The organism is Streptomyces sp. NPDC002577, assembly GCF_053594815.1.
Genome location: NZ_JBSFWK010000051.1, coordinates 1 through 22,269 on the forward strand (window position 1 = coordinate 1; position 22,269 = coordinate 22,269).

The 22,269-nt window shown below is 69.4% G+C and carries 22 protein-coding genes and 2 pseudogenes; 19 read left to right on the forward strand and 5 right to left on the reverse strand.

Going from position 1 to position 22,269, the window contains the following annotated elements; genetic code table 11:
* Positions 1-664: 664 nt before the first annotated feature.
* From ACWD4J_RS37415 to ACWD4J_RS37430, 4 genes and pseudogenes are all read left to right on the forward strand, one after another.
* Positions 665-1,155: pseudogene (locus ACWD4J_RS37415) on the forward strand (2-phosphosulfolactate phosphatase); the annotation flags it as partial.
* Positions 1,156-1,285: 130 nt separating this feature from the next.
* Positions 1,286-1,708 carry a DinB family protein gene (locus ACWD4J_RS37420; RefSeq protein ID WP_451399992.1) on the forward strand — a complete coding sequence of 141 codons (423 nt, stop codon included), beginning with the start codon at positions 1,286-1,288 and terminating at the stop codon, positions 1,706-1,708.
* Positions 1,709-1,712: 4 nt separating this feature from the next.
* Positions 1,713-2,006, forward strand: a complete 294-nt coding sequence (locus ACWD4J_RS37425; RefSeq protein ID WP_451399993.1) for a DUF1905 domain-containing protein — start codon at positions 1,713-1,715, stop codon at positions 2,004-2,006.
* A gap of 363 nt (positions 2,007-2,369) precedes the next feature.
* Entirely contained in the window at positions 2,370-2,843 is a 474-nt protein-coding gene (locus ACWD4J_RS37430) for a carboxymuconolactone decarboxylase family protein (protein ID WP_451399994.1), read from the forward strand.
* A 276-nt stretch (positions 2,844-3,119) separates the two neighbouring features.
* Here ACWD4J_RS37430 and ACWD4J_RS37435 read toward each other — a convergent pair whose 3' ends face one another.
* From ACWD4J_RS37435 to ACWD4J_RS37445, 3 genes are all read right to left on the reverse strand, one after another.
* Complete coding sequence (locus ACWD4J_RS37435) at positions 3,120-4,043, reverse strand: LAETG motif-containing sortase-dependent surface protein (RefSeq protein WP_451399995.1); 924 nt, start codon at positions 4,041-4,043, stop codon at positions 3,120-3,122.
* Between the two features lie 349 nt (positions 4,044-4,392).
* On the reverse strand, positions 4,393-5,415 hold the full coding sequence (locus ACWD4J_RS37440; RefSeq protein ID WP_451399996.1) for a CehA/McbA family metallohydrolase: 1,023 nt from the start codon (positions 5,413-5,415) through the stop codon (positions 4,393-4,395).
* A gap of 54 nt (positions 5,416-5,469) precedes the next feature.
* Positions 5,470-6,129, reverse strand: coding sequence for a peroxiredoxin-like family protein (locus ACWD4J_RS37445; RefSeq protein ID WP_451399997.1), 660 nt, complete (start codon positions 6,127-6,129; stop codon positions 5,470-5,472).
* Positions 6,130-6,200: 71 nt separating this feature from the next.
* On the opposite strand from ACWD4J_RS37445, the gene ACWD4J_RS37450 reads away from it, so the two are divergent.
* From ACWD4J_RS37450 to ACWD4J_RS37495, 10 genes and pseudogenes are all read left to right on the forward strand, one after another.
* Positions 6,201-6,815, forward strand: coding sequence for a TetR/AcrR family transcriptional regulator (locus ACWD4J_RS37450; RefSeq protein ID WP_451399998.1), 615 nt, complete (start codon positions 6,201-6,203; stop codon positions 6,813-6,815).
* Positions 6,816-7,066: 251 nt separating this feature from the next.
* Positions 7,067-8,005, forward strand: a complete 939-nt coding sequence (locus ACWD4J_RS37455) for a sugar phosphate isomerase/epimerase family protein (RefSeq protein ID WP_451399999.1) — start codon at positions 7,067-7,069, stop codon at positions 8,003-8,005.
* 158 nt (positions 8,006-8,163) lie between these two features.
* A complete protein-coding gene (locus ACWD4J_RS37460; protein WP_451400000.1) occupies positions 8,164-9,894 on the forward strand; it encodes a dihydroxyacetone kinase family protein in 1,731 nt (576 codons plus the stop codon).
* Between the two features lie 70 nt (positions 9,895-9,964).
* Positions 9,965-10,498, forward strand: a complete 534-nt coding sequence (locus tag ACWD4J_RS37465) for a ribose-5-phosphate isomerase (RefSeq protein WP_451400001.1) — start codon at positions 9,965-9,967, stop codon at positions 10,496-10,498.
* A 79-nt stretch (positions 10,499-10,577) separates the two neighbouring features.
* Positions 10,578-12,002: a GntT/GntP/DsdX family permease gene (locus tag ACWD4J_RS37470; RefSeq protein ID WP_451400002.1), complete on the forward strand. Its 1,425-nt coding sequence runs from the start codon at positions 10,578-10,580 to the stop codon at positions 12,000-12,002.
* A gap of 249 nt (positions 12,003-12,251) precedes the next feature.
* On the forward strand, positions 12,252-13,190 hold the full coding sequence (locus ACWD4J_RS37475; RefSeq protein WP_451400003.1) for an NAD(P)-dependent oxidoreductase: 939 nt from the start codon (positions 12,252-12,254) through the stop codon (positions 13,188-13,190).
* 91 nt (positions 13,191-13,281) lie between these two features.
* Positions 13,282-13,962: a GntR family transcriptional regulator gene (locus ACWD4J_RS37480; RefSeq protein WP_451400004.1), complete on the forward strand. Its 681-nt coding sequence runs from the start codon at positions 13,282-13,284 to the stop codon at positions 13,960-13,962.
* Positions 13,963-14,458: 496 nt separating this feature from the next.
* Positions 14,459-14,941: pseudogene (locus tag ACWD4J_RS37485) on the forward strand (MFS transporter); the annotation flags it as partial.
* Between the two features lie 15 nt (positions 14,942-14,956).
* Positions 14,957-15,562 carry a DUF6461 domain-containing protein gene (locus ACWD4J_RS37490; RefSeq protein WP_451400005.1) on the forward strand — a complete coding sequence of 202 codons (606 nt, stop codon included), beginning with the start codon at positions 14,957-14,959 and terminating at the stop codon, positions 15,560-15,562.
* A 134-nt stretch (positions 15,563-15,696) separates the two neighbouring features.
* Positions 15,697-16,158: a DUF2199 domain-containing protein gene (locus ACWD4J_RS37495; RefSeq protein WP_451400053.1), complete on the forward strand. Its 462-nt coding sequence runs from the start codon at positions 15,697-15,699 to the stop codon at positions 16,156-16,158.
* A gap of 215 nt (positions 16,159-16,373) precedes the next feature.
* On the opposite strand, the gene ACWD4J_RS37500 is transcribed toward ACWD4J_RS37495, so the two are convergent.
* Positions 16,374-16,865 (reverse strand): hypothetical protein, encoded by a 492-nt coding sequence (locus tag ACWD4J_RS37500; protein WP_451400006.1) that lies wholly within the window; start codon positions 16,863-16,865, stop codon positions 16,374-16,376.
* A 102-nt stretch (positions 16,866-16,967) separates the two neighbouring features.
* Between ACWD4J_RS37500 and ACWD4J_RS37505 the strand changes: the two genes are divergently transcribed.
* From ACWD4J_RS37505 to ACWD4J_RS37525, 5 genes are all read left to right on the forward strand, one after another.
* Positions 16,968-17,663: a response regulator transcription factor gene (locus tag ACWD4J_RS37505; RefSeq protein ID WP_451400007.1), complete on the forward strand. Its 696-nt coding sequence runs from the start codon at positions 16,968-16,970 to the stop codon at positions 17,661-17,663.
* Positions 17,660-18,967 carry an ATP-binding protein gene (locus tag ACWD4J_RS37510; protein ID WP_451400008.1) on the forward strand — a complete coding sequence of 436 codons (1,308 nt, stop codon included), beginning with the start codon at positions 17,660-17,662 and terminating at the stop codon, positions 18,965-18,967. Before ACWD4J_RS37505 ends, ACWD4J_RS37510 begins: the two co-directional genes overlap by 4 nt.
* A 97-nt stretch (positions 18,968-19,064) precedes the next feature.
* Positions 19,065-19,664, forward strand: coding sequence for a PepSY domain-containing protein (locus ACWD4J_RS37515; protein WP_451400009.1), 600 nt, complete (start codon positions 19,065-19,067; stop codon positions 19,662-19,664).
* Positions 19,665-19,916: 252 nt separating this feature from the next.
* Positions 19,917-20,753 carry an undecaprenyl-diphosphate phosphatase gene (locus ACWD4J_RS37520; RefSeq protein ID WP_451400010.1) on the forward strand — a complete coding sequence of 279 codons (837 nt, stop codon included), beginning with the start codon at positions 19,917-19,919 and terminating at the stop codon, positions 20,751-20,753.
* A 78-nt stretch (positions 20,754-20,831) separates the two neighbouring features.
* Positions 20,832-21,581, forward strand: a complete 750-nt coding sequence (locus ACWD4J_RS37525) for an SDR family NAD(P)-dependent oxidoreductase (protein ID WP_451400011.1) — start codon at positions 20,832-20,834, stop codon at positions 21,579-21,581.
* Between the two features lie 23 nt (positions 21,582-21,604).
* Here ACWD4J_RS37525 and ACWD4J_RS37530 read toward each other — a convergent pair whose 3' ends face one another.
* Positions 21,605-21,922: a hypothetical protein gene (locus ACWD4J_RS37530; RefSeq protein ID WP_451400012.1), complete on the reverse strand. Its 318-nt coding sequence runs from the start codon at positions 21,920-21,922 to the stop codon at positions 21,605-21,607.
* Between the last annotated feature and the right edge of the window lie 347 nt (positions 21,923-22,269).

The window sequence follows — 22,269 nt, forward strand, 5'->3', positions numbered from 1 at the left end:
GCTAGGCCCTGTCGTCAAATTCCCGCCTGCCTCGCGGTGTCTGGCACGCACGCTCGCCGCGTTGCCGAAACGCCCACGTGGCTCCGCCACGAGGGCGCTCCGGCGCCTTGCGATCGCACGCACCAGACGCCGCGAGGCCCGCCCTCCGGGCGGACGACGGGAATTTGACGACAGGGCCCAGGCCGACTGATCGGCTTGATGGCCGGCCCTGGGCGAAGTGGTTCCTTCCACTGCTCGCAGTTGGAGTCCCCGCCGAAAGCGAGGCGGCCGAGACGGTCGATCAGCTGACATGTTGACACCTTCGCTCCGTTCGCATGCGGTGCTGCTCGCGATGGTGGGTGGCTCGTGTCGTCGAGGTGGCGCGCTCAAGAACTGCGGGAACGGTGCTCGGTCCCCTTACTTTCAAGCACCGGGCTCGCCAGACGCAGGTACGAATTGTCGAAGCGCTTGCGTCTGCGGACAGTAATGATGGGGCGTCTGAACAGCAAGGCTCAAGGCTCTGCGCAGGAATATACATTTCTTTCACCTGCGGACATCACGGTCGAAGCGCTTCGACTAGCATCGGCCGCACCCGCCACCTGGCCTTCACGGAACCGCTACTGGCCCTGGTGGATGTGGCGGAAGGTGCCGGGGCAGATGCCGGGCGTGCGCGATCATGACCGGAATGGACGCTCGTTTCCTTGGTATCGCTGATCTGGTCGAGGCCCCGTCCGTGGCGGTCGTAGTCGACGTCATGCGTGCTTTCACCGTGGCTGCCTGGGCCTTTGCCCAGGAGGGGCGGAGAAGATCGTTCTTGCTGAGTCGCTGGACGAAGCCTTGGTGCTCAAGGCTCGCCACCCGGATTGGGTGGCGCTCAAAGACGGTCCGCCCGCGCCCGGGTTCGACACCGTCAACTCGCCGGGCCTGCTGCGGTCTATTGACGTTGGCGGACGGACCGTTGTGCAGAAAACCACGGCAGGGACGGTCGGCGCCCTTGCGGTCAAGGAGGCGTCGCTGGTGCTGTGCGCCAGCTTCGTGGTGGCGGAGGCGACGGCTCGGCTCTTGCGGACACGCAAGAGTGACAGTGTCACGTTCGTGGTCACTGGCGACGATGGACAGGCCGATGAAGATCTGGCGTGCGCTCAATACATCGCTCGGATGGCCGCCGAGGCCGGGGCTGGACCGCCGACACCCCGACCGCCCTTTGTTCCGGCCGACCACCTCCGAGGGATTCCGGGATGCCTGGAACCTCAACGAGCGGCTGTGGCAGTCGACCGTCGCGCGGGCGCGCCGGCTGTCCCCGGAGATGCTGCACGATTCGGTCGACGGCGAGTGGTCGTTCATCCAGACCCTGCGCCACCTCGCGTTCGCGATCGAGTCGTGGGTCGGCCGCTGCATTTTGGGCGATCCCAGCCCTTGGCACCCGCTGTCCCTGCCGTGGGGCCAGATGGGTCCCCGGCCGGGAGTGCCGCACTACCGTGACGCGCGCCCGTCGCTCGACGAGGCGCTCGCCTTGAAGCTGGAGGCGATGGCGATGATGCGGCGGGTGGCCGACGGCCTGAGTGACGAGCAACTCGACAGCCTGACGCAGCCGCTCGTGGGTCCCGGCTGGCCGGACGAGGGCGAGACCTTCCTCGTCCGCGAGTGCCTGCCGGTCGTCCTCAACGAGGAGTGGTGGCACCGCATGTTCGCCGAGCGTGACCTGACCGTACTCGAGAATCGAGACTGACCTCATGGAACTCTTCTTCGCCGGCCGGGTGATCGAATGGCGCGGGCCGTCGCCGTACTACTTCGTCCCCGTTCCGGATGAAGAGTCCGCCGACATCAGCGAGGTGGCCGCGATGGCCACGTACGGCTGGGGTGTGATCCCGGTCGAGGCACGGATCGGCGAGGTCGCCTTCACCACATCGCTCTTCCCCAAGGACGGCGGCTACCTGCTGCCGCTCAAGAACGCCGTACGCAAGCCGCAGGGCCTCTCGGCAGGGGACGACGTGACTGTGAAGATGACCGTCCGCCTGCAGCCCTAGGCGGTGAGCGCTGCCGGAGTCGACCCTCCTTGTTGGTCTCGGCGTCAGAACTTGCCCGACAGGGGCTGATCGAGGGCCTCCTGGACACACGTCCGGTCGTTCGGGCATCTGATCCGCCGACGGGGAGCTGATCGCCGAGGCGAGCGCCTCCCCCCGACGATACTGCGCGGGCGGTCTTCATCAAGTGTGCCCGAGCCACAGCGGCCGCGGAGTCACGTCTGGCAGGCCACTGGGCGCTCGCATGTTCAAGGTCGCTCCCGCAAGCGCAGGGTGGGAGACGCACGTCACATTCGTCCATGTCACATCGCTCCGAGCCGTTCCGTCATAGGTGTGTAGCCACCGACAACGGCAGAGGAGTCCACGATGGATGCCCGTTTGAACGTCTTCGGTAACCCGACCGCAGGCAAGTTCGTGAAGCACATCGTCTCGGCAGGCCAGGTCGTTTCCGACTCGACGCTGCCTCCCGCGACGCAGGAGCTGGTGAAAATCCGCGCGAGTCAGATCAACGGGTGCGGTTTCTGCACCGACATGCACACCAAGGACGCTGCCGCCGCCGGTGAGTCGTCGGTGCGCCTCAACCTGGTCGCGGTGTGGCGGGAGGCCACGGTCTTCACAGAGGCCGAGCGTGCTGCGCTGGAGCTGGCGGAGCAGGGCACTCGCATCGCGGATGCGGCCGGTGGGGTCACGGACGAGGCGTGGGCGAATGCCGCCAAGCACTACGACGAGGAGCAGCTCATCGCACTGGTGTCGTTGATCGCCCTCATCAACGCCTTCAACCGGATGAACGTCATCCTCCGGCAGCCTGCCGGCGACTACCAGCCCGGCCAGTTCGGATAGCGGGGAGTGCGTGGCCTGGAGGGCTGATGCTGTCCTGCACCAGCCCCAGCCCCAGCCCCGGGCTTGGGGCACCGTTCGCCGGGCCTGGGGCGATTCTCTGGCCACTGATCGTCCGGTTGGGCACAGGAGGATGCCTGCGAGGTGGAGTCCGGGTCGGCCGAGCAACCGCCCATTACCCGGAGTGGACGCGCAGCCGATCACTGCCGTCCGACCCCGCGACGTCACACGGACGTGCGGGGCCCGGCTGACGGCGGAACTTCCTGGCCCAGGTCGAGGTCACACCGGGGCGGAGCCGTTCCTCCGGCGCCGCATCATGAACACCGCGCCCGCGCCGGCCACCACGGCCAAGCCGCCGACTGCGGCGATCGCCGGGAGTGCGGAGGAAGAACCCGTCTCGGCGAGGTTCCCGGTGGCCGAAGGGCTCGACGTGCCGCCCTGCGACGTGCTGGCGCTCGGCGTCGGCTCCGCGCTGCCCGTGCCGGAACCGCCGCCCTGCTCGCCGGGGGCGAGCACGTCGAAATGGACCTCCGTTGTGGTGCCGTCGGTGCAGTTCTTCTCCGGCTCCACATAGGTGCCGCCGCCGGTGGCGTAGCTGTCGCCGGGTGTGGCGTCGGCGTCGATCTCCAGGCGGAATTTCAGGTCGGCGGACTCATTGGCGTCCAGGTTGGTGTAGCCGAAGATGATGCCGGTGTCGCGGTCCTGGTTTTTGCCCTCGTCCTTCAGGGTCAGCCATTTGCTGCTGCCGGCGTCCCAGTACTCGAGGTAGGCGTGGGCCCACAGGTCCGCGTTCTCACTGGCGTTGCCGTTGTTCACGCTGACCGACGCTTCGACCGCGCCGACGGGTGTGCTGCTGGTGTTGGCCACGTTCATGGTGAAGGTGTGCCAGCCGCTGCCGGCAGCGATCTTGCTGGGCAGTCCCTCGATCTTGAAGTGAACCTTGGAGGAGGGGCCGTTGTGGCACGGGGTCGGCGATGCGGTGGGCGAGGCGCTCGGCGAGCTCGGGGCGGACGTCGCGGCGGGGGACGACGGTATCGCGGAGCTCGAAGGGGCCGCGCTGGCGCTGGCTGCAGGGCTGGACGCAGACGCGGAGGGGGAGGCCGACGAACCGCCGTCGGCTCGGGCGGCGGTTGCCGTCAGGACCGCTGCCGGGACGAGAGCGGCGGTCGCGGCAGCAGCCGACAACGTACGACGTAGCTTCATGTGTGGTCCTTTTGGCGTAATCGGAGAAGAGTAGATGCATCTGTGTGACGTCAGTGACCGGGGCAGCGTTGTAGGCGGTACGGGGTGTTCGTTTCGCGTTCAACGGGAGTTCGAACAGCGCCCGCACGGCTCTCACACCGCCGTCCCCGTCCTGACCGCAATCACCGCCAGACGACTCAACCGCCTGCCGGAGAAGGCGATTTCGGCCATCTGCGCTGTGATCGGGCAAGCCGAGGACCGGTCCGCCCACCGCAAAGGCCGCAGCTGGAAGTGCAATCTGGTCGAGCGCCGCTTCAGCCGCCTCAAACGCTGTTCTCCACGCTCGGCCACGCCCAGCTGTCGGCTTCCTTCAGATCAGGATGATCGGGTTGCTGAGCGCCGCCATGTGACCCTCCGGGTCGCGGACCTCGATGCGGATGAACGCCGACTCCTCCGCGCTGGTGTGCCACTCGACTGTGCCTGATCCCGTATCGGGCAGTGATGCGCGGTACGCCTCTCCCCTCGGGGTGTGGAAGCTGACCCTGCCTGAGGGCACGCCATTTACGCCAACTCGCGCCACGGCTGGCTCAGCACCGGTCTTCAACCGCTCACCGATCCCGGCGCTGCCGTGGTCAGTGGAGACTGTGAACGACAGCTCGACGGCGGACGACCCGGCGATCCAGCTGCGGCCCGCGCGGATGCCGGCGAGGATCGCGTCGGCACTCAGCTCGTCGGCCAGCACGACGGTGTGCGGAATGCCGATCTGGCCCTCCAGATGGGTGTCGCTGTTACCCATCGCCGGCCGCCATCGCCCCTGGTGGACATCCGCGGCCAGGCTGCGCCTCCAGTCGGCCAGGGCCGCCTCGTTGTCCGCCTGCCACGGTACGTCCGAACTCCACTGCCCGTTCCACACCTCGACCACGTCGAAGCCTTGATACGGGTACATGAAGGTGCCCGACGGATAGGGCGCGTGGGGGTGGGCCGCTACGCAGAGCCCTCCGGCTCGGTGGATCTCGTCCAGATGCCGGTCGAGCACGTTGTCCCGTACTCCATAGCGCCAGTCGACGACCTGTCCCGGGAGGACCCCCAGCGCGAGCCAGTGTCCGGTCCGGCTTGTGACCTCTTGGCCAAGGATCACCAGCAGATCGTCGTCGGCGTGCCGGCTCCAGGCGCCATGCGTGGCGGCGGTGTTGTGCTCGGTGGTCGCGAGGAAATCGAGCCCTACCGCACGGGCACCCGCCGCAAGCTGATCCGGTGTCAGCTCGCCGCCGTTCGAGGACGCCGAATGCACGTGGCAGTCACCCCGGTACCAGCCACGCCCTCGATCGGCGACCCGCGTCGGCGGAAACCCCGATAGCGGCGGACGCCTTCCCGCTTCGTCGCCCGTAGTCATCCCAGCAGCGTAGAGGGCGAGGCTTCTCCGCTCGGCCGTGCGAGCCAGATCCGGTCATTCCTCGGTGGTGGCGTGCTGGCTGCGCGGGGTCGCACCCTGTGGAGCTGCCTCAAAAGGAGGCGACTGCGGCGCCTGGGATGCCAGCTTCAGCAGCTCGTCCACGGTCCACTGGTCGTACGCGTGGTTGCCGTACTTCGCGGCCAGGACGGTGCCGTCGGGGGCGAGGAGGAAGTCCGCGGGGAGGCCGAGGCGGCCGTGCGGCTGACGCCGGGACGGGAGGCTTTCGCGTCCGCGCACCAGCATCGCCGTACTGCGCAGAAGTGCCCGCAGCACGTGGAGCCACACTCGGGGATCCAGCAGGGCTCGGGGCGCCGACTCGACGCCGAATTCGGCGTACAGGCGCTTGCCGGGATCGGCGACAAGGGCGAACGGGAGCGTGTCGGCATACTGCCGCAGTTCGCCGGCGGGGGAGTGGAAGACGGCGACTTCGCGGATGCCCGCGGCCTCGATCTCCGGATGACGGACCGTCATGGATCGCAGGTGCAGATTGCAGACGGGGCATCCCGCGAACCGGCGGAACTGCACATGGGTGAGGCGTCCGTCGGGTGCGGGGAGGGCGAGCGGGGGTCCGGTGACGGGGCTCAGCTCGCGTGTGGTGACTCGGTCGCCGGGACGCAGGATTGTGCGTTCCCAGGTGGTGCGGGAGTTGGACATATGGTTCCCCCTCGGTAGGCGTATGCCGTACACCTACGAGGGTAGGCGTATGCCCTACGCTGTCAACCCTCATGCCACGACCTCGTTCCCTCGCTTCCGGGCAGATCGCCGCCGCCGCGCTGTCGGTCATCGACCGCGACGGGCTCGCCGGGCTGTCGATGCGCGTGGTCGCCAAGGAACTCGGGTTGAGCACGATGGCGCTCTACCGGTACGTGAACGACCGCGAGGAACTCGAACGGCTCGTCGTCGAGCTGGTGCTCGGCGCCGTCGACACCGAGCCGCCGCCTCCGGGCGCGTCATGGCGCGAGCGCATCGAGATCTTGGTGCGGCGTCTGCGTGACACGGTGGGCGCCCATCCGTCGGTCGTCCCGCTGACGCTCACCCACCGGCACCGGTCACCCGGCGTGCTGCGCTGGTCTGAGGCGGTGCTCGCCATCCTCACCGAGGCGGGCTTCGAAGGCGAGCAGCGGGTCATCGCACTGCGCACTCTTCTCGGTTATGTCATCGGGGCGATCCAGCTGGAACACCTTGGGCCCCTGTCCGGCGAGGGCACACTCGCCGTCTCCGCCCTGCCGCCGGACGAGTTCCCGTACATGACCGAGACCGCGCGGCATGCGCGGAACGTCAGCGCCGACCAGGAGTTCCTCGGGGGGCTCGCCGTGCTGCTGCGCGGCCTGCAGCCGTGACTTGCGGGGTAATAGGGGTGCTGTCGCCGGTTGGGCATGAGGCTGCCTGAGAGCTGCTCACACAGTGCGGTTCGGCGGTGTTCGCCCCTCGAGCGACTCTGCTGGGGTGCCGTGCGGCCTCGACATCGCCATCGGGGCTGCCCGTCCAGGGTCAGTTGAGCTCGGTCTTGCCGGGAAGCGGTTCGTGAGATGAGACCACCTTGACAGGTTTCTATTTTCTAGATCCTATAGGAAATAGAGAAAGGGAGCCGATGACGACTCACACCGCAGACACCTGGCCGATCGCCGCAGCCCTCCTGCAGTTCCCGAACGTTGGGCCCGATGGTGTCTCCACCCAGGATCAAACCGCCCAGCAGTGGGCCGAAACCTTGCAGGAGGTCGTGGACGCAGGGTTCACCGAGGTCGATCTGACCGACGGCTGGCTGCGCCCCGGCGACCTCGCCCCCGCCCGCCTCGAGGAGCTGCGGGACACGCTGGCCAAGGTCGGCCTCACCGCCCCGGCCATCTCAGCGATCCGCCGCAGCGTCATCGACCCCGTCGACGGCGACGCCAACCTCGCCTACTCGCACCGCACCATCGAGGCAGCCGCCGCTCTCGGTGTCCCGCTCGTCTCGGTCGGCCTGCATCGCCCGCTCACCCCCGAGCAGCAGGCCGTGCTCTGGTTCTGGACGGTGCCGGGCCCCAAGGACCCGGTCGGCGATCGCGATACCTGGAACAAGGCCGTCACCCGCCTGCGCGAACTCGCCGACCACGCCGCCTCGGTGGGCGTGGAGCTGTCCCTGGAGATGTACGAGGACACCTACCTCGGCACCGCCGACTCCGCCGTCGCCCTGCTCACCGACATCGACCGCGACAACGTCGGCCTCAATCCGGATCTCGGCAACCTCATCCGGATGCAACGCCCCATCGAGTCCTGGGAGTCGATGGTCACCAAGACGCTGCCGCACGCCAACTACTGGCATGTGAAGAGCTACTACCGCGTCGAGGACCCCGCCACGGGAACCGTTCTGACCTCCCCGGCCCCCATGGAGTCCGGCTTCGTCAGTTACCGCCAGGCCGTCCGCATCGCCCTTGCACACGGCTACACCGGCGCGTTCTGCGTCGAGCACTACGGTGGCGACGGCCTGAGCGTGGCTGCCTCCAACCGCGAGTACCTCAGGCGCATCCTGCCGCGCCGCAACGGGGGCTGAGCAGCGCTCTGCGCCGCAACGATGCAAGTAGGGGGGCGGCACGGTGATGCAGCCCGGCGCCGTACTGCCCTTACCCCACAAGTGCCCTCGGTGGGCGACGAAACCTCGCACCCGTGCCCGCACCCGTCAGTACTTCTCCGAGAAGGAGCTCACCCGCCATGACCCGGCTCTTCGACGATCCCGACCGCTTCAGCGAGGACCAGCTGCGAGGCTTCGCCGCGGCCTATCCTGAGCACGTCACCGTGGTGCCCGGCGGTGTCGTCCGCACCCGGCCGCAGGGCGCGGGCCGGGTCGCCGTCATCATCGGCGGCGGTTCTGGGCACTACCCCGCATTCAGCGGACTGGTGGGGGAGGGGCTCGCGGCGGGCGCCGTGGTCGGCAACATCTTCACCTCGCCCTCCGCCCGGCAGGCCGAATCCGTGGCGCGGGCCGCCGACACCGGCGGCGGAGTCCTCTTCTCCTTCGGCAACTACGCGGGCGACCGCATGAACTTCGGCATGGCCCAGGCCCGGCTGCGCCACGCCGGCATCGACACCCGCACCGTCCTGGTCACCGACGACGTGGCCAGCGCTCCCGCCGAGCAGCGCCACGAACGCCGGGGCATCGCAGGCGACTTCACCGTCTTCAAGGTCGCCGGCGCGGCCGCCGAGGAAGGCCACGACCTGGACGACGTCGAAGCCGCGGCCCGTCACGCCAACGACCGTACGTACTCCTTCGGCATCGCCTTCGACGGCTGCACCATGCCCGGTGCCGACACTCCGCTGTTCACGGTCGCCGAGGGGAAGATGGCCATCGGCCTCGGCATCCACGGCGAACCCGGCGTGCACGACGCCGACATGGCCGACGCCCCGGCGATCGCCCGCATCCTCGTCGAGCGGCTCCTCGCCGAGCGCCCGGAAGGGGCGGGAACGCGCGTCGCAGCGATCCTCAACGGACTGGGCGCCACCAAGTACGAGGAACTGTTCCTGCTGTGGGGCCACGTCGCCGACCGGCTGGCCGATGCCGGGCTCACCGTGGTGCGGCCCGAGGTCGGCGAGCTCGTCACCAGCCTCGACATGGCCGCCTGCTCCCTCACTCTGATGTGGCTCGATGAAGACCTGGAGCGTTGGTGGTGCGCGGCCGCCGACACCCCGGGCTTCAGCCGGCTGCCGCTGCCTCTGCCGAAGGCCTCGGACCGGCGTTGTGCCGTGCCTGAAGCGACGCCCAAGGCCCTGATCACCCAGGGGGACGCCGCCTCGCGCGCGGCCGCGGCCGACACCCTCGCCGTCCTGCACGCGTTGCGCGCCGCGCTGCACGAGGCCGCCACGGAGCTCGGCCGCATCGACGCGGTCGCCGGCGACGGCGACCACGGGCGCGGCATGACCAAGGGCATCGACGCGGCCGCACGGGCTGCCGAGGAAGCCCACTCGCGTCAGGCGGGTGCCCGTTCGCTTCTGAGCGCCGCCGCCGACGCCTGGGCCGACGAGGCCGGCGGCACCTCCGGAGTGCTGTGGGGCGTCGCCCTGCGCGCCTTGGCACAGGAGCTCGGCGACACGGGCCGGGCCGACGGCGTACGCGCCGCCGCGGGTGCCCGCGCCGCTCTCGATGCCGTCACCTCGCTCGGCGGCGCGAAGCCCGGCGACAAGACCCTTGTCGACGCCCTCGCCCCCCTCGTCGACACCTTCACCGCAGGCGTCGCGCGCGGCGAGAACCCACGCTCCGCCTTGGCGGAGGCCGCGTCCGTGGCCACCGAGGCCGCCGCCGCCACCGCCGCGCTCACCCCGCGCATGGGCCGCGCGCGCCCGCTGGCCGAACGCAGCCTCGGCACCCCCGACGCCGGAGCCCTCTCCCTGGCCCTGTGCGCCCGCACGGTCGCGGCTCTGCTCGGCAACGGCGACGGCAACGGCTGAACTGCGGCTATGGCGTGCACGGCCTGAACGACCTCGACCACCACCCCATCACCCTCCCGGGAAACCCGATATGACGCATAACCAGCACGACCAGCACGACCAGCCCCTCGCCCCGCTCCGCATCGTCATCGGCTGCGACGACGCCGGATACGCGTACAAGGAAGCCCTCAAGGCCGATCTGGAAGCCGATCCGCGCGTCGCCTCCGTCATCGACGTCGGTGTCGCAGCGGACGAGCACACCGCCTACCCGCACATCGGGGTGGCCGCGGCTCGTGTGGTCGCCGAGGGGGAGGCCGACCGGGCTCTGCTGCTGTGCGGCACCGGGCTCGGCGTCGCGATCAGTGCCAACAAGGTGCGTGGCATCCGTGCCGTCACGGCCCACGACAGCTTCTCCGTCGAGCGTGCGGTGCTGAGCAACAACGCCCAGGTCCTCACCATGGGCCAGCGCGTCATCGGCCTCGAACTCGCCCGCCGGCTGGTGCGTGAGTGGCTCGGTTACCGCTTCGACGAGTCCTCGCCCTCGGGTGAGAAGGTCGCCGCCCTCGACGCATACGACACGGCTGCGGCCGCCGACGGCGAAGGCGAGCCCGCCGCCGGCTGCTGAAACTCCCTCGACGCCGCTCGCCCCGTCGAGTCGAAACACCCCTTACCACGACTTACAACGACGTAAGGATGCACCCGCATTGTCTCCGCTCGTTCTGCCCCGGGCCGACATCCTGGCTGCGGCGACCGCGCCCTGGACCGGGCACGACACCCGGCTCATCGTCATGGTCGCTCTCGCCATCGGCGTGATCATCTCGCTGATCGCGATCCTCGACTTCCATCCGTTCGTCGCCCTCATCGGCGGTTCCGTCGTCCTCGGCATAGGCTCGGGCACCGAACTGTCCAAGGTCGTCGACTCGTTCAGCACCGGAATGGGCTCCACGCTCGGTTCCACCGGCGCTCTGATCGCGCTCGGCGCGATCCTCGGCAAGCTCCTCGCCGATTCGGGAGGCGTCGACCGTATCGTCGACACGATCGGCTCCCGCTCGGGACCGCGTCTGCTGCCGTGGTCGATGGCGCTGATCGCCGCGGTCATCGGCCTGCCGATGTTCTTCGAGGTGGGGCTCGTCCTGCTGGTGCCGATCATCGTGGTCATGGCCAAACGGACGAACACGCCACTGGTTCTGCTCGCCGTGCCGGCCCTCGCGGGCCTGGGCACCATGCACGCGTTCGTGCCGCCGCACCCCGGCCCGCTGGTCGCCGTCAGCGCGCTCAACGCCGACGTCGGCACCACGCTCGGTCTGGGCCTGCTCGCGGCGATACCCACGGTGATCATCGCTGGCCCGCTGTACGGCAGGTTCATCGCGCGCCATGTCCGCAGCGAGGCCCCGGACGAGCTCGTGGCCTCCCTCGTCAAGGAGGCCGAGCAGGCGCGGGAGGCGGGTGCTGCCCGTCGCGTGCCGGGCTTCGCCGCTTCCGTCGGCGCGGTCGCTCTGCCCGTCGTACTGATGCTCGCCAAGTCGATCGTCGACATCGCCTTCCCCGGTGACGCCTGGTACAACCACCTGTTGGACTTCCTCGGCACCCCGCTCGTCGCGATGTTCATCGCCGTGCTCGTCGCCATGGTCGTCTTCGGTTTCCGGCTCGGCCGGAACCGCGCCGAGGTGCGCACCATCGTGTCCGCGGGCCTGCCCGCCGTCGCCGGAATCCTGCTCATCGTCGGTGCGGGCGGCGGCTTCAAGCAGCTCATCGTGGACACCGGCGTCGCCGACGCCATCGGCAAGTTCGCCGCGGAGGCGAACATACCGCTGCTCGTCCTCGGCTGGCTGCTCGCCGTCCTGATCCGGCTGGCCACCGGCTCGGCCACCGTCGCCACCACCGCAGCGGCAGGCATCATGGCTCCGATGGTGGCGGGCACCCCACCGGTGGAGGCCTCCCTGATCGCGCTCGCCGTGGGTGCGGGATCGCTCTTCTTCTCGCACGTCAACGACGCCGGCTTCTGGCTGGCGAAGGAATACTTCGGGATGAGCGTCTCCCAGAACATCAAGACCTGGTCGGTCCTCTCCACGATCGTCGCCGTTATGGGCCTGGCCATGTCCCTGCTCATGTACGCGGTCTTCGTCTGACGTCCGTCATGCCCGCGACGTCCGCGTCCCGGACACCTGTGACGTCCGCGACACCTGCGATGTCCGCGACACCTGCGATGTCCGCGACACCTGCGATGTCCGCGTCCGCAATGCCTGCCGCCCGCGCGCGTTCCCGTTGGCGTACGACAGCTCGTACGCCAACGGGCCCGGCCCGGCCGCCCTGCGGACCCGTAAGAGAATCAGTCCACGCGGCCCCCACGGCCGCGTTCCGCAAGAAAGAAGCATCCGATGCCCGCTGAGACCTCCACCTCCGCCCCCACCACCGCCGTCCTCGGCCTCGGCGCCATGGGTCTGCCCATGGCCACCCGCCTCGCCGGTGTCTTCACGGTCCAGGCCTTCGACGTCTTCGAGGAGCGCCGTGCCCTCGCCGCGCAGGCCGGTGCCACGCCCGCTGCCACTCCGGCCGAGGCCGCGCAGGGTGCCGATGTGGTCGTCATCGCCGTACGCGACCAGGAGCAGCTGGAGTCCTGCCTCTTCGGCGGCGGCGTCGTCGAGCACGGCGCCGCCGAGTCGCTGCGCGAGGGTGCGGTCGTCGTGGTCACCTCGACCGTAGGCGTCGACGGCGTCCAGGACGTCGCGGCGCGCCTCGCCGAGCAGGGTGTACGGCTGGTCGACGCCCCCGTCAGCGGCGGCGCCGTACGCGCCGGGACCGGCGATCTGCTGATCATGATCGGCGCGGACGACGCGGCTCTCGCCGCCGCCCGGCCGGTCCTCGACCGGCTCGCCTCCACGCTGCACGTCGTCGGACCGCGCATCGGCGACGGCCAGATCATGAAGACCGTCAACCAACTCCTGTGCGGTATCCACACCGCGGCAGCCGCCGAGTCCCTGGCGCTCGCCCGCGCCCTCGGCATCGACCTGGACCGTGCCGTCGACGTCCTGGGCCAGGGCGCTGCCGCCTCCTTCATGCTGGCCGACCGTGGTCCGCGCATGGTCCAGCAGTACGAGGTGCAGGAGGACGGCACCGGCGGACCCGAGCTGCGCTCCCGTCTGGACATCATCCGCAAGGACATGAACATCGTGGTGTCCCTCGCCAAGAAGGCCGGCGTCGCGACCTCCGTTGCCGCCGCGGCCGACCAGCTCTACCAGCTCGCCATCAGCCAGGGCCTGGCCGCCGAGGACGACTCGGCGCTGATCACACTGCTCTCTCCGCGTACCGCGCGCTGAACGCGGCCCGATTGCGGGAGGGAGATCCGCTCCGACTAGGCTGAAGGCCGGTCCGTCGGAAGCGTCCGGCACGTCACAGGGAGAGTCAACGATGGGACCAGTCGGCAGGCAGGTGCGTCCGGCCGGGCTCGGTAGGACCGTCCTCATGGACGAGGCGTACGACGCGTTGCTCGCCCTGATCCTCGACGAGGGCCTGGAACCGGGCACGCCCCTGCGTATCGACACCATCGCCAAGGACTGGGGCGTCTCGCCGACGCCGCTGCGCGAGGCCCTCGCCAAGCTGGAGAACACCGGCCTGGTCGTCCGCGTCCCGCACCGCGGCTACACAGTCGCCCCGCTTCTGGACGACGGCGGGTTCCGTGAACTCATGGACGCCCGTTTGCTGATCGAGCCGTACAGCGCCCGCCGGGCCTGCGAGCAGGACGCGGCGGGCACTGCCCGCGCACTGGCCGAGAGCCACCGGCTGATGGAAGCGGCGGCTGTGCAGCACGTGGCCGACGACTTCCGCGCCTACCTCCAGGCCGACTCCGACTTCCACGCCACGATCGCCCGCGCCGCCGGCAACCGCTTCCTCTCGGCGGCGATCGACCCACTGGGCGCGCACATCCAGCGCTTCCGCCGTTTCACCGGCGGCCGCGTCACCGACGCGCAGGAGGCGCTCGCCGAACACGCCGCCGTGCTGGGCGCGTTCGACGCGGGGGATGCGGAGCGCTGCGAGGCGGCCATGCGCGCGCATCTGGAGGGCGTGGCGCACCGGGCGTTCGGCCACTGACACCGCCGCTCTCCGCGGCTGTATCTCTCTGCGTTCCTGAGACCTGAAGCGGCTGCGCACTGTCCTCGACAGGCCTGCAGCCGCTCTTCAGCGTGCCCAGAATTCTTGCTTCCAGATCGCTGTAGATAGTGCTCAGAACCCTCTTGGCCTGACCCTTTCCTTCCATGCAGGCTGCACACACCTTTTTGTCAACGCTATGAACTTATCTGGCCGGGCCCCGACTCCCCACACGGCGCCCAGGTTGACAGGCCGGAAGCAGGAGCCCCCATGACCCCCTGGAACGGCACTTCGCTCCCCGCCGACGAGCGGGTCGAGGCCCTCATGGCCGAGATGACCCAAGCCGAGAAGACCGCCCAACTGGGCAGCTACTGGGCCAAAGCCAACGTCGGCAGCGGCGACGCCCGGGTCGCCCCCATCGAGGAGGCCCTCGTCGCCCGCCAGGGCGAGTCCGCGGCCCTCGCACACGGCATCGGCCACCTCACCCGCCCCGTTCTTCGGGCGCCTCAGCGACCGCACCACCAGCCGTTTCGGCCGCCGCAGGCCACGGCTCGCCCTCGGCATGCTGGGCCTGCTTCTCGGCCTGCTGATCATTGCCACGGCGAACAGCGTCGCCGTCGTCACCATCGGCTTCGTCATCGCCTCCGCGTCCGCCAACGCAGCACTCGCCGCCTTCGTCGCGGCCGTCGCCGACAACGTCCCCGAGCACAAGCGCGGCAAGATCAGCGGCCTGCTCGGCATCATGCAGAACCTGGCCCCCACACCACGGGCACCCGGATCGTCACCCCGCCGTCCGGCTCCGGAAACGCACCGCGAGGTCGCCCACCTCGCCGCGAGCGCTGACGCTCCCGTCGACGGGCGAACTGCTGCCAAGAGATACGGGTCATGGGCCGGCCTGTCCTGTGACGGGGTGGGCCGCTCACTTGCTGAGCTGCTCGAACTCGCTCGGTCCATGCAGTCCCGAACTGTGTCAGTGGCATGAGGGAGGATCTTCGGCATGACTGCAACCGCTACCGACTACACATGGTTCGAAGAGAGCTTCCCGGAGCTCGCGGAGGCGTACTGCTTCACACTGGTGGACCAGCTGACGCCTTCGGACTTGCTGCACCGCCTCGACGGCCGGGCGGAGTCCTCACTGACCGGCACGGACACGGTCGTCGACGCAGCCTTCGACCTTTCCCACCGATCGGACGGCACGCGGCAGCTGATCGCCATGACCACCATCGGGTCATGGACCCTGCTCATCGAACCGAACGGCTACCTCGGCGTCACCGAGGACAGGGCGTTTCCCGCCTCCACAGGAACCTGCTGGGTCTCGCACTTCGTCAACATCAACGGACTCGACTCGTTCCTCTGGGCCGAAGACACCGTGAAGCGTCTCTGGTTCGAGCCCATGTTCCCCGACGACCGCTGGGGCACCACTCCCGACGAACTCCTGGACGTGATGCACCGCATAGGCTTCCACTTCGGGGAGGAAGCCCCGGAAACCGATCTGTCCGCACCGGCCGCCTTCGCTCTCGCCGAGCACCTGACCGGCGTCGCCATCACACCGGAACTCCTGCTGGACACCACGTTCACCTGCGGCAGCGTCGAGGTCCGGTGATGGCGATTGATGGCGCACCCTCTCCGCGACGATCCGCAGCCCGATGCCCCGACGCCGTTCACTAGGCTCAGCCCATGACCAGTGATCTCGGATTCGCCTGCTCGTGCTGCGGCGAGCACCACGCAGAGCCGGCGATGAGCTACTCGACAACGGCCCCCTATTTCTGGGACCCGACCTTCGCTGATGCCCCCGACTGCTTGCTCTCCTCAGATCATTGCGTCATCAAAGCGCAGCACTACTTCGTCAAGGGCCTGATCGAGATACCGGTCATCGACAGCGACGACGTCTTCTCCTGGGGTGTCTGGGTCTCTCTGAGCCAGGACAACTTCGCGCGAGCCGTCGACCTGTGGGACACGCCGGGCCGCGAATCGGAGGGTCCGTACTTCGGTTGGCTGACCACCGAGTTGCCCTGTTACTCGCCCAGCACTCTGAACCTGAAGACCAACGTCCACACCAGGCCCGTGGGCCAGCGCCCCTTTGTCGAACTCGAACCCACAGACCATCCCCTCGCTGTCGAGCAGCGGACTGGCATCACTCTGGATCGCGTGCGCGAAATCGCCGAGGCTGTTCTGCACCCCACCAGCGGCGACTCCTGACGAACACAGGAGGGGAAGGCGCATGAAGCAGATCTCGGACAGGCGCAGGTCGTCGCCCGGGACGGCAAGGGCGGTCAGTGGTCGGGCCTTCGGCCGTGCCCCATGGCGGTTTCCCGTCGGACCCTCGGCTGGTGCGACAGCGCTGGACGCTCACTTCCGCCGGCTCGGCCGACGACGCCTCGGTGGGTCGGCCGCGGGCACGATGCCGCTGTGGCTCAGTCGTCCTGTTTCCAGGAGGCGATGGGCTTGCCGTTTACGCATCGCACCCTGAGCTCGACTTTGCTCGCGGCTGCCTCGAAGGTCACTTCGGCGTGCTCGTCCGGCCCTCGATCGGCGCGCTTCACACCGTAGCCCTGCGCGGGGGCCATGGACACCAGCGTCGCCACCGGGCCACTGCACTCGGCGACGACCGTCCCGCCAGGGGTCTGGATCACTTTTCTGGCCGCCCTGGAGGACGGCGTGGATGAGGGGCCGTCGGACGGTGTGACCGCCGGCGTGGTCGTGGGTGACCCCGTGCTCGGATCGGCCGCGGGCGACGCCGTCGCCGATGCGAGTTGCTGCTCGACCTGCTGCGGGGTGAGCACGTCCCCGTCGGCGGAGGTGGTGATCCCGTCGCCGATGACATGGACGGCGGCCAGGCCGGTGAGTGTGGCGGCCGCCGCGGCGGCCAGCCAGCCGACGACGGCAATGAGCGGACGGGGACGCATGCGCACGACTATGCCTCGTTCGTCGTTAACACGAGCACCAGGGACTCCTAAGGGAGGGTTAACGGGGTTGGGATCCACGGCAGTTCGGCTAGCGTGCAGGGTGTGGCACGCCTGCTGCTCATCGAAGACGACCCGGCGATACGTACGCCGCTGATCCGTGCCCTGCGTGAGCACGGCCATGCGGTTGCGTCCGCACAGACCGCCATGGGGGGCATGCAGTCCGTCCTGGAGGAGCGTCCGGATCTCGTGGTCCTCGACCTCGGCCTGCCGGATCTGGACGGCATCGAATTGCTGCGCATGCTGCGTGCGGTCAGCGCGGTGTCCGTGATCATCGCGACGGCACGGGATGACGAGGCTGAGATCGTCAGGGGACTCGACGCCGGCGCCGACGACTACGTGGTGAAGCCGTTCACCGCCGCCCAGTTGGAGGCGCGGGTCCGGGCCGTGCTGCGGCGGGGTGCCGGCAGGCAGCGCGGCACGGCGGAGGTGGTCGTCGTCGGTGACCTCCGCATCGACCCGGGCGCCCGCGAGGCGAGCCTGGCCGACGTCACGCTCGACCTCACTCCGCGCGAGTTCGATCTGCTGCACCATCTCGCGAGTCGCGCCGGGCAGGTCGTCACCAAACGCGAACTGCTCACCGAGGTCTGGCGGGTGCCCTACGGCGGCGCTGACAAGACCGTGGACGTGCACTTGTCGTGGCTTCGCCGGAAGCTCGGAGAGACTGCGCAGGAGCCTCGCTACCTGCACACCGTACGGGGCGTCGGAGTCCGGCTGAGCGCGCCCGCGGACCGGCGATGAGACGCCGGCTGTCTCTGCTGGTCGCGGTCACCATGTGTCTGGCTCTCATCGCCTTCCTGGTGCCGCTGGCACTGCTGCTGCGCACGGTGGCGCAGGACCGCGCCGTCGTGGCCGCCAGTGCAGACGCCCAGAGTCTCATCTCGCTGGTGGGGACCGCCGACCGTGAGACCCTGCGGGACAGCGTCGAGCAGGTGGCCGCCACGTCCCGCGGCCCGATCACGGTATTCCTCCCTGACGGGTCCGTGCTGGGCACGCGCGCGCCGAGGACCACCGCCGTGCAGCTCGCGGCCAGCGCAGGAGTGAGCCGGAGCGTGGAACGGCCGGACGGTCGCGAAATCGTGGTCGCCGTACTGGGACGGCCCGACGGCACCGCCGTGATCCGCGCCTTCGTGCCCGCCGAGGAAATGACCCGCGGGGTCGATCGAGCCTGGCTGGTACTCGCCGGCCTCGGTGTCGCGCTGCTGATACTGGGCCTGCTCGTCGCCGACCGGCTCGGCCGCTCCCTGGTGGCCCCCATCGCGGAGCTTTCCGCGGTGTCCCACCGACTGGCACGGGCAGAACTGACCGCCCGTGCCCACCCTGTCGGCCCGCCGGAGGTACGTGAGGTCGCCGGGGCGCTCAACCACCTCGCCGCACGGATCCAGGAGCTGCTCCGGGAGGAGCGTGAGCAGGTCGCCGACCTGTCCCACCGGCTGCGCACTCCGCTGACCTCGCTCCGGCTGGAGGCCGAGTCGGTGTCCGACCCCGACGACGCGGCCCGTGTCGCCCGCCGCGTGGACGACCTCGAGCGAGCCGTCACCGGGCTCATCAGCCAGGCCCGGCGGCGGAGTGCCGCCCACACCGACGGGACCTGCGATGCGACCACCGTCGTTCGCGAGCGGGTGGCGTTCTGGACGGTGCTCGCTGAGGACACCGCACGGGCGGTCACCCTGGACGGGGCAGGCAGCGGCGGCGCTGCGGATCGTCCGCTGCCCGTCGCCCTCCCCGCGGACGAACTCGCCGCCGCCCTGGACGCCTTGCTGGGCAACGTGTTCGCCCACACTCCCGATGGCACCCCGTTCTCCGTCACCCTCGCCCCCAGGCCGGGCGGCGGAGCCCTGCTGACGGTGGCCGACGACGGCCCGGGCCTGTCCACCGATCAGATTCGGCGTGGCGTCAGCGGTGGCGGGTCCACCGGCCTCGGACTGGACATCGCACGCCGCGTCGCCCAAAGCAGTGGCGGGCGGCTGGACCTGGGAGCCGGCCCGTCCGGCGGGGCGCGGGTGACGCTGGAACTGGGCTCGCCCTCATCCGTACGAGTGTGAGGGAACCGCCTTATCCGGCTGTTAGCACTCGCGCAGCGCGGCGCTATCCCGGCCCGGGCGAACCTCGGAACACCGAGCGACATCCCGGAGGTTCACCATGAAACGCATATCCCTGATGCTGGTCACAGCGGTTGCGGTCACCGCCGCCGCGATCGCCGGCACCGCACTCGCGAACGATGGACCAAGCGAGGCCCCCACCCGGAGTGCGTCCTCGCCGTCGGCGGCTGCCGCGACCACGACCGAGGATGCGACATCCCCTGTCCCGACGGCTCCGACCGCGACCGGTAGCGCGCCCGTGTCGCGTCGCGCGCCCGTGACCCGGGAACGCGCCATCGAGATCGCCCTCGCGGGCGTGGGCGGTGGGACGCTCACCGAGGTCGAAAAGGAGGCGGAGCACGGGCGTACGGCGTGGAGCGTGCGGATCCTCAAGGACGGCATCCGATACAGGGTGGACGTCGACAGCGCGACCGGCCGTATCACCAGGACGGAGCAGACACGAGCGGACGACGACGGTGGCCGCCGCGCGGGTACCGATGACAGCGGTACCGATGACAGCGGTGCCGACGACAGCGGTGCCGACGACCGCGGTGCCGATGACCACGGTGGCCGCCGCGGGGGCACCGATGACAGCGGTACCGACGACCACGGTGGCCGCCACGGGGGCACGGACGACACGGGCGGCGACGACCGTGGGTGAGCCCGGCGGTCTGTGAAAGCGGGTAGATGCCGCCGACGTTTTCGAGACGTCGGCGGCGCTCGCTCAAGCGGGCCGACGGCAGCCAGGATGTGGTTCCGCGGACGTGGACGTCAAGATCCGCTGGTGCGGCCGCGTGGGCCGGTCCTTGCGTAAAGTTCGCCGCTGACCCGACGCACAACCGTCCCCCATGAGCTCGACCGCACTGCCCGGTGCGTACCCTGTCATATCCGCTCAACCTCAGAGATGGAACATATGAGTGCAATCAGCATCGGACAGGCCGTCGTACTCGGAATCGTCGAGGGAGTGACCGAGTTCCTTCCGGTCTCCTCCACGGGCCACCTGAAGATCACCGAGGGGCTGATGGGCATCCCGGTTGACGACACGTCCGTGGTCGGTTTCACCGCCGTGATCCAGGTCGGAGCGATCGCCGCGGTGCTCGTGTACTTCTTCAAGGACATCGTGCGGATCGTCTCCGCCTGGGGCCGCGGCCTGGTCAACAAGGAGGAGCGGTACCACCACGACTACAAGTTCGCCTGGTGGGTCATCTACGCCACCATCCCGATCGTCGCCGTGGGCCTCGCCGCCAAGTCGCTCATCGAGGGGCCGCTCGCCTCCCTGTGGGTGGTCGCCGGCTCGCTGATCGTCGGCAGTGGCGTGATGTGGGCCGCAGACCAGATGGGCCGGCACAAGCGCGGCGAGGACGACACCAGCCTCAAAGACGCCATGCTGGTCGGCTCCTCGCAGATCCTGGCGCTGCTCTTCCCGGGCTTCTCCCGCTCCGGCGCCACCATGTCCACCGCGCTCATCCTCGACCTGGACCGGGTGGCGGCCACCCGGCTGTCCTTCTTCCTCGGCATCCCGGCTCTGACCGGCGCGGGACTGTTCGAGCTGAAGGATGCCGTCGGCGCCGGGGTCGGCGCCGCTCCGCTCGTCGTCGGCACGGCCGTCTCGTTCGTCGTCGCGTACGCCTCCATCGCCTGGCTGCTGAAATTCGTCGCCCGGCACTCCTTCAACGCCTTCGTCCTCTACCGGATCGTCGTCGGCACGCTCCTCTTCGGCCTGCTGGCCACCGGAGTCCTCACCGCATGAGACCTGCGTCCCGCCGCTTGTACGTCACTCTCCTCCCCGGTACCGCCTCCGCCGAGCGCCGTGGCAGGATCCGCGCCCATGAGGATTGAACGAATCGAACAAGCGGACAGGCCTGTCGCCCTGATCAGCGGGTCCACGTCCGGGATCGGGGAGGCCGTCGCGCGGCGGCTGGCGGCGGACGGGATGCGGGTCGTCGTGCACTCGCGGCGCAGTGCGGAGGCCGGGGAGGCGCTGGCGGCGGAGCTGGGCGGGGCGTACGTGCGGGCGGACCTGGCGGTGGAGGAGGAGGCCCGGGGGCTGGTCGAGGCGGCCCTCGGCCGGTACGGGCGACTGGATGTGCTGGTGAACAACGCGGGCATCAGCTGGCCGATCCCGCACGACGACCTGGCGGCGGCGACACCGGCGGACTGGCGGCAACTGCTGGAGGTCAACCTGATCGCGCCGTGGGTGCTGTGCACGGCGGCACTTCCGGCGCTGCGGCAATCCCCCGGGGGAGGCAGCATCGTGAACATCACCAGCCACGCCGGGGTGCGTCCCAAGGGCTCGTCGGTGCCGTACGCGGCGAGCAAGGCCGCTCTGAATCACGTGACCCGGCTGCTCGCGGCCGCGCTCGGGCCCGAGGTACGGGTCAACGCGGTGGCGCCGGGGCTGGTGGACACGCCGATGACGAAGGACTGGGCGCAGGCGCACGAACTGTGGCAGGACCGTGCGCCCATGCGCCGTCCGGCCCAGCCCGCCGACGTGGCCGACCTGGTGGCATCGGTGATCGCCAGCACCTATCTCACCGGCGAGGTCATCGTGCTCGACGGCGGGCTGAATCTGACCTGAGAAGCCATGACGTTGTTGGTTCTCTAGAGCACGATGATCACGACACCTCCGTGGACGAACCGGTTGTCGAAGCGGTGATCAAACCGGTTGTCGAAGCGGTTGTCGAACCGGTGGTCAAACCGGTTGTCGAAGCGGTGATCGAACCCGTTGTCGAAGCGGTTGTCGAAGCAGCGCCATCCGCCCCAGTCCGCGCGGTAGCCGCACCAGTCCGTGGCCACACCGGTGTGCACGGCAGGGGTTGCTGCTGCGGCTGTGCCTGCTGCGCCCATCGCAGCGCCGCCGGCCATCAGAAGTCCGGCCGCGGACACCGCTACGAGGCGCCTCACGCGTGGTGTTCGCATGGTGGATACACCTTTCTTTCCATCGTCTCGCGCGGATTTCAGCGGTACGACGAGATGGATGGCCGCAGCCGCAGGGGAGGTCTGCGAGATCCCCGCTGTACGGGAATCAGCCGACCGAGGGCGTGCCCCCGGGGTGCGGCCCTACTTGCAATACGTTGGCGGCGCACTTTTGGATTGGCGCTTTGGCGGAAGGAGGAGACCGCTCCCAATGCCATGCCGTGCCATTACTCGATGTAGGCCGGAGGCCGCCCTCAAGCCACTGCAAGGGCCGCGCGTCGCTCGAACACTCAGCATGACGGCTGTCACGGAGTTGCCGTGCCCCCACAGATGAAGCTAACGGCGATAAC

Coding starts and splice junctions, on each gene's coding strand:
- ACWD4J_RS37420 (WP_451399992.1), top strand. CDS start 1,286: ATGCTGCACGATTCGGTCGACGGCGAGTGGTCGTTCATCCAGACCCTG.
- ACWD4J_RS37425 (WP_451399993.1), top strand. CDS start 1,713: ATGGAACTCTTCTTCGCCGGCCGGGTGATCGAATGGCGCGGGCCGTCG.
- ACWD4J_RS37430 (WP_451399994.1), top strand. CDS start 2,370: ATGGATGCCCGTTTGAACGTCTTCGGTAACCCGACCGCAGGCAAGTTC.
- ACWD4J_RS37435 (WP_451399995.1), bottom strand. CDS start 4,043: ATGAAGCTACGTCGTACGTTGTCGGCTGCTGCCGCGACCGCCGCTCTC.
- ACWD4J_RS37440 (WP_451399996.1), bottom strand. CDS start 5,415: ATGACTACGGGCGACGAAGCGGGAAGGCGTCCGCCGCTATCGGGGTTT.
- ACWD4J_RS37445 (WP_451399997.1), bottom strand. CDS start 6,129: ATGTCCAACTCCCGCACCACCTGGGAACGCACAATCCTGCGTCCCGGC.
- ACWD4J_RS37450 (WP_451399998.1), top strand. CDS start 6,201: ATGCCACGACCTCGTTCCCTCGCTTCCGGGCAGATCGCCGCCGCCGCG.
- ACWD4J_RS37455 (WP_451399999.1), top strand. CDS start 7,067: ATGACGACTCACACCGCAGACACCTGGCCGATCGCCGCAGCCCTCCTG.
- ACWD4J_RS37460 (WP_451400000.1), top strand. CDS start 8,164: ATGACCCGGCTCTTCGACGATCCCGACCGCTTCAGCGAGGACCAGCTG.
- ACWD4J_RS37465 (WP_451400001.1), top strand. CDS start 9,965: ATGACGCATAACCAGCACGACCAGCACGACCAGCCCCTCGCCCCGCTC.
- ACWD4J_RS37475 (WP_451400003.1), top strand. CDS start 12,252: ATGCCCGCTGAGACCTCCACCTCCGCCCCCACCACCGCCGTCCTCGGC.
- ACWD4J_RS37480 (WP_451400004.1), top strand. CDS start 13,282: ATGGGACCAGTCGGCAGGCAGGTGCGTCCGGCCGGGCTCGGTAGGACC.
- ACWD4J_RS37490 (WP_451400005.1), top strand. CDS start 14,957: ATGACTGCAACCGCTACCGACTACACATGGTTCGAAGAGAGCTTCCCG.
- ACWD4J_RS37495 (WP_451400053.1), top strand. CDS start 15,697: ATGAGCTACTCGACAACGGCCCCCTATTTCTGGGACCCGACCTTCGCT.
- ACWD4J_RS37500 (WP_451400006.1), bottom strand. CDS start 16,865: ATGCGTCCCCGTCCGCTCATTGCCGTCGTCGGCTGGCTGGCCGCCGCG.
- ACWD4J_RS37510 (WP_451400008.1), top strand. CDS start 17,660: ATGAGACGCCGGCTGTCTCTGCTGGTCGCGGTCACCATGTGTCTGGCT.
- ACWD4J_RS37515 (WP_451400009.1), top strand. CDS start 19,065: ATGAAACGCATATCCCTGATGCTGGTCACAGCGGTTGCGGTCACCGCC.
- ACWD4J_RS37520 (WP_451400010.1), top strand. CDS start 19,917: ATGAGTGCAATCAGCATCGGACAGGCCGTCGTACTCGGAATCGTCGAG.
- ACWD4J_RS37525 (WP_451400011.1), top strand. CDS start 20,832: ATGAGGATTGAACGAATCGAACAAGCGGACAGGCCTGTCGCCCTGATC.
- ACWD4J_RS37530 (WP_451400012.1), bottom strand. CDS start 21,922: ATGCGAACACCACGCGTGAGGCGCCTCGTAGCGGTGTCCGCGGCCGGA.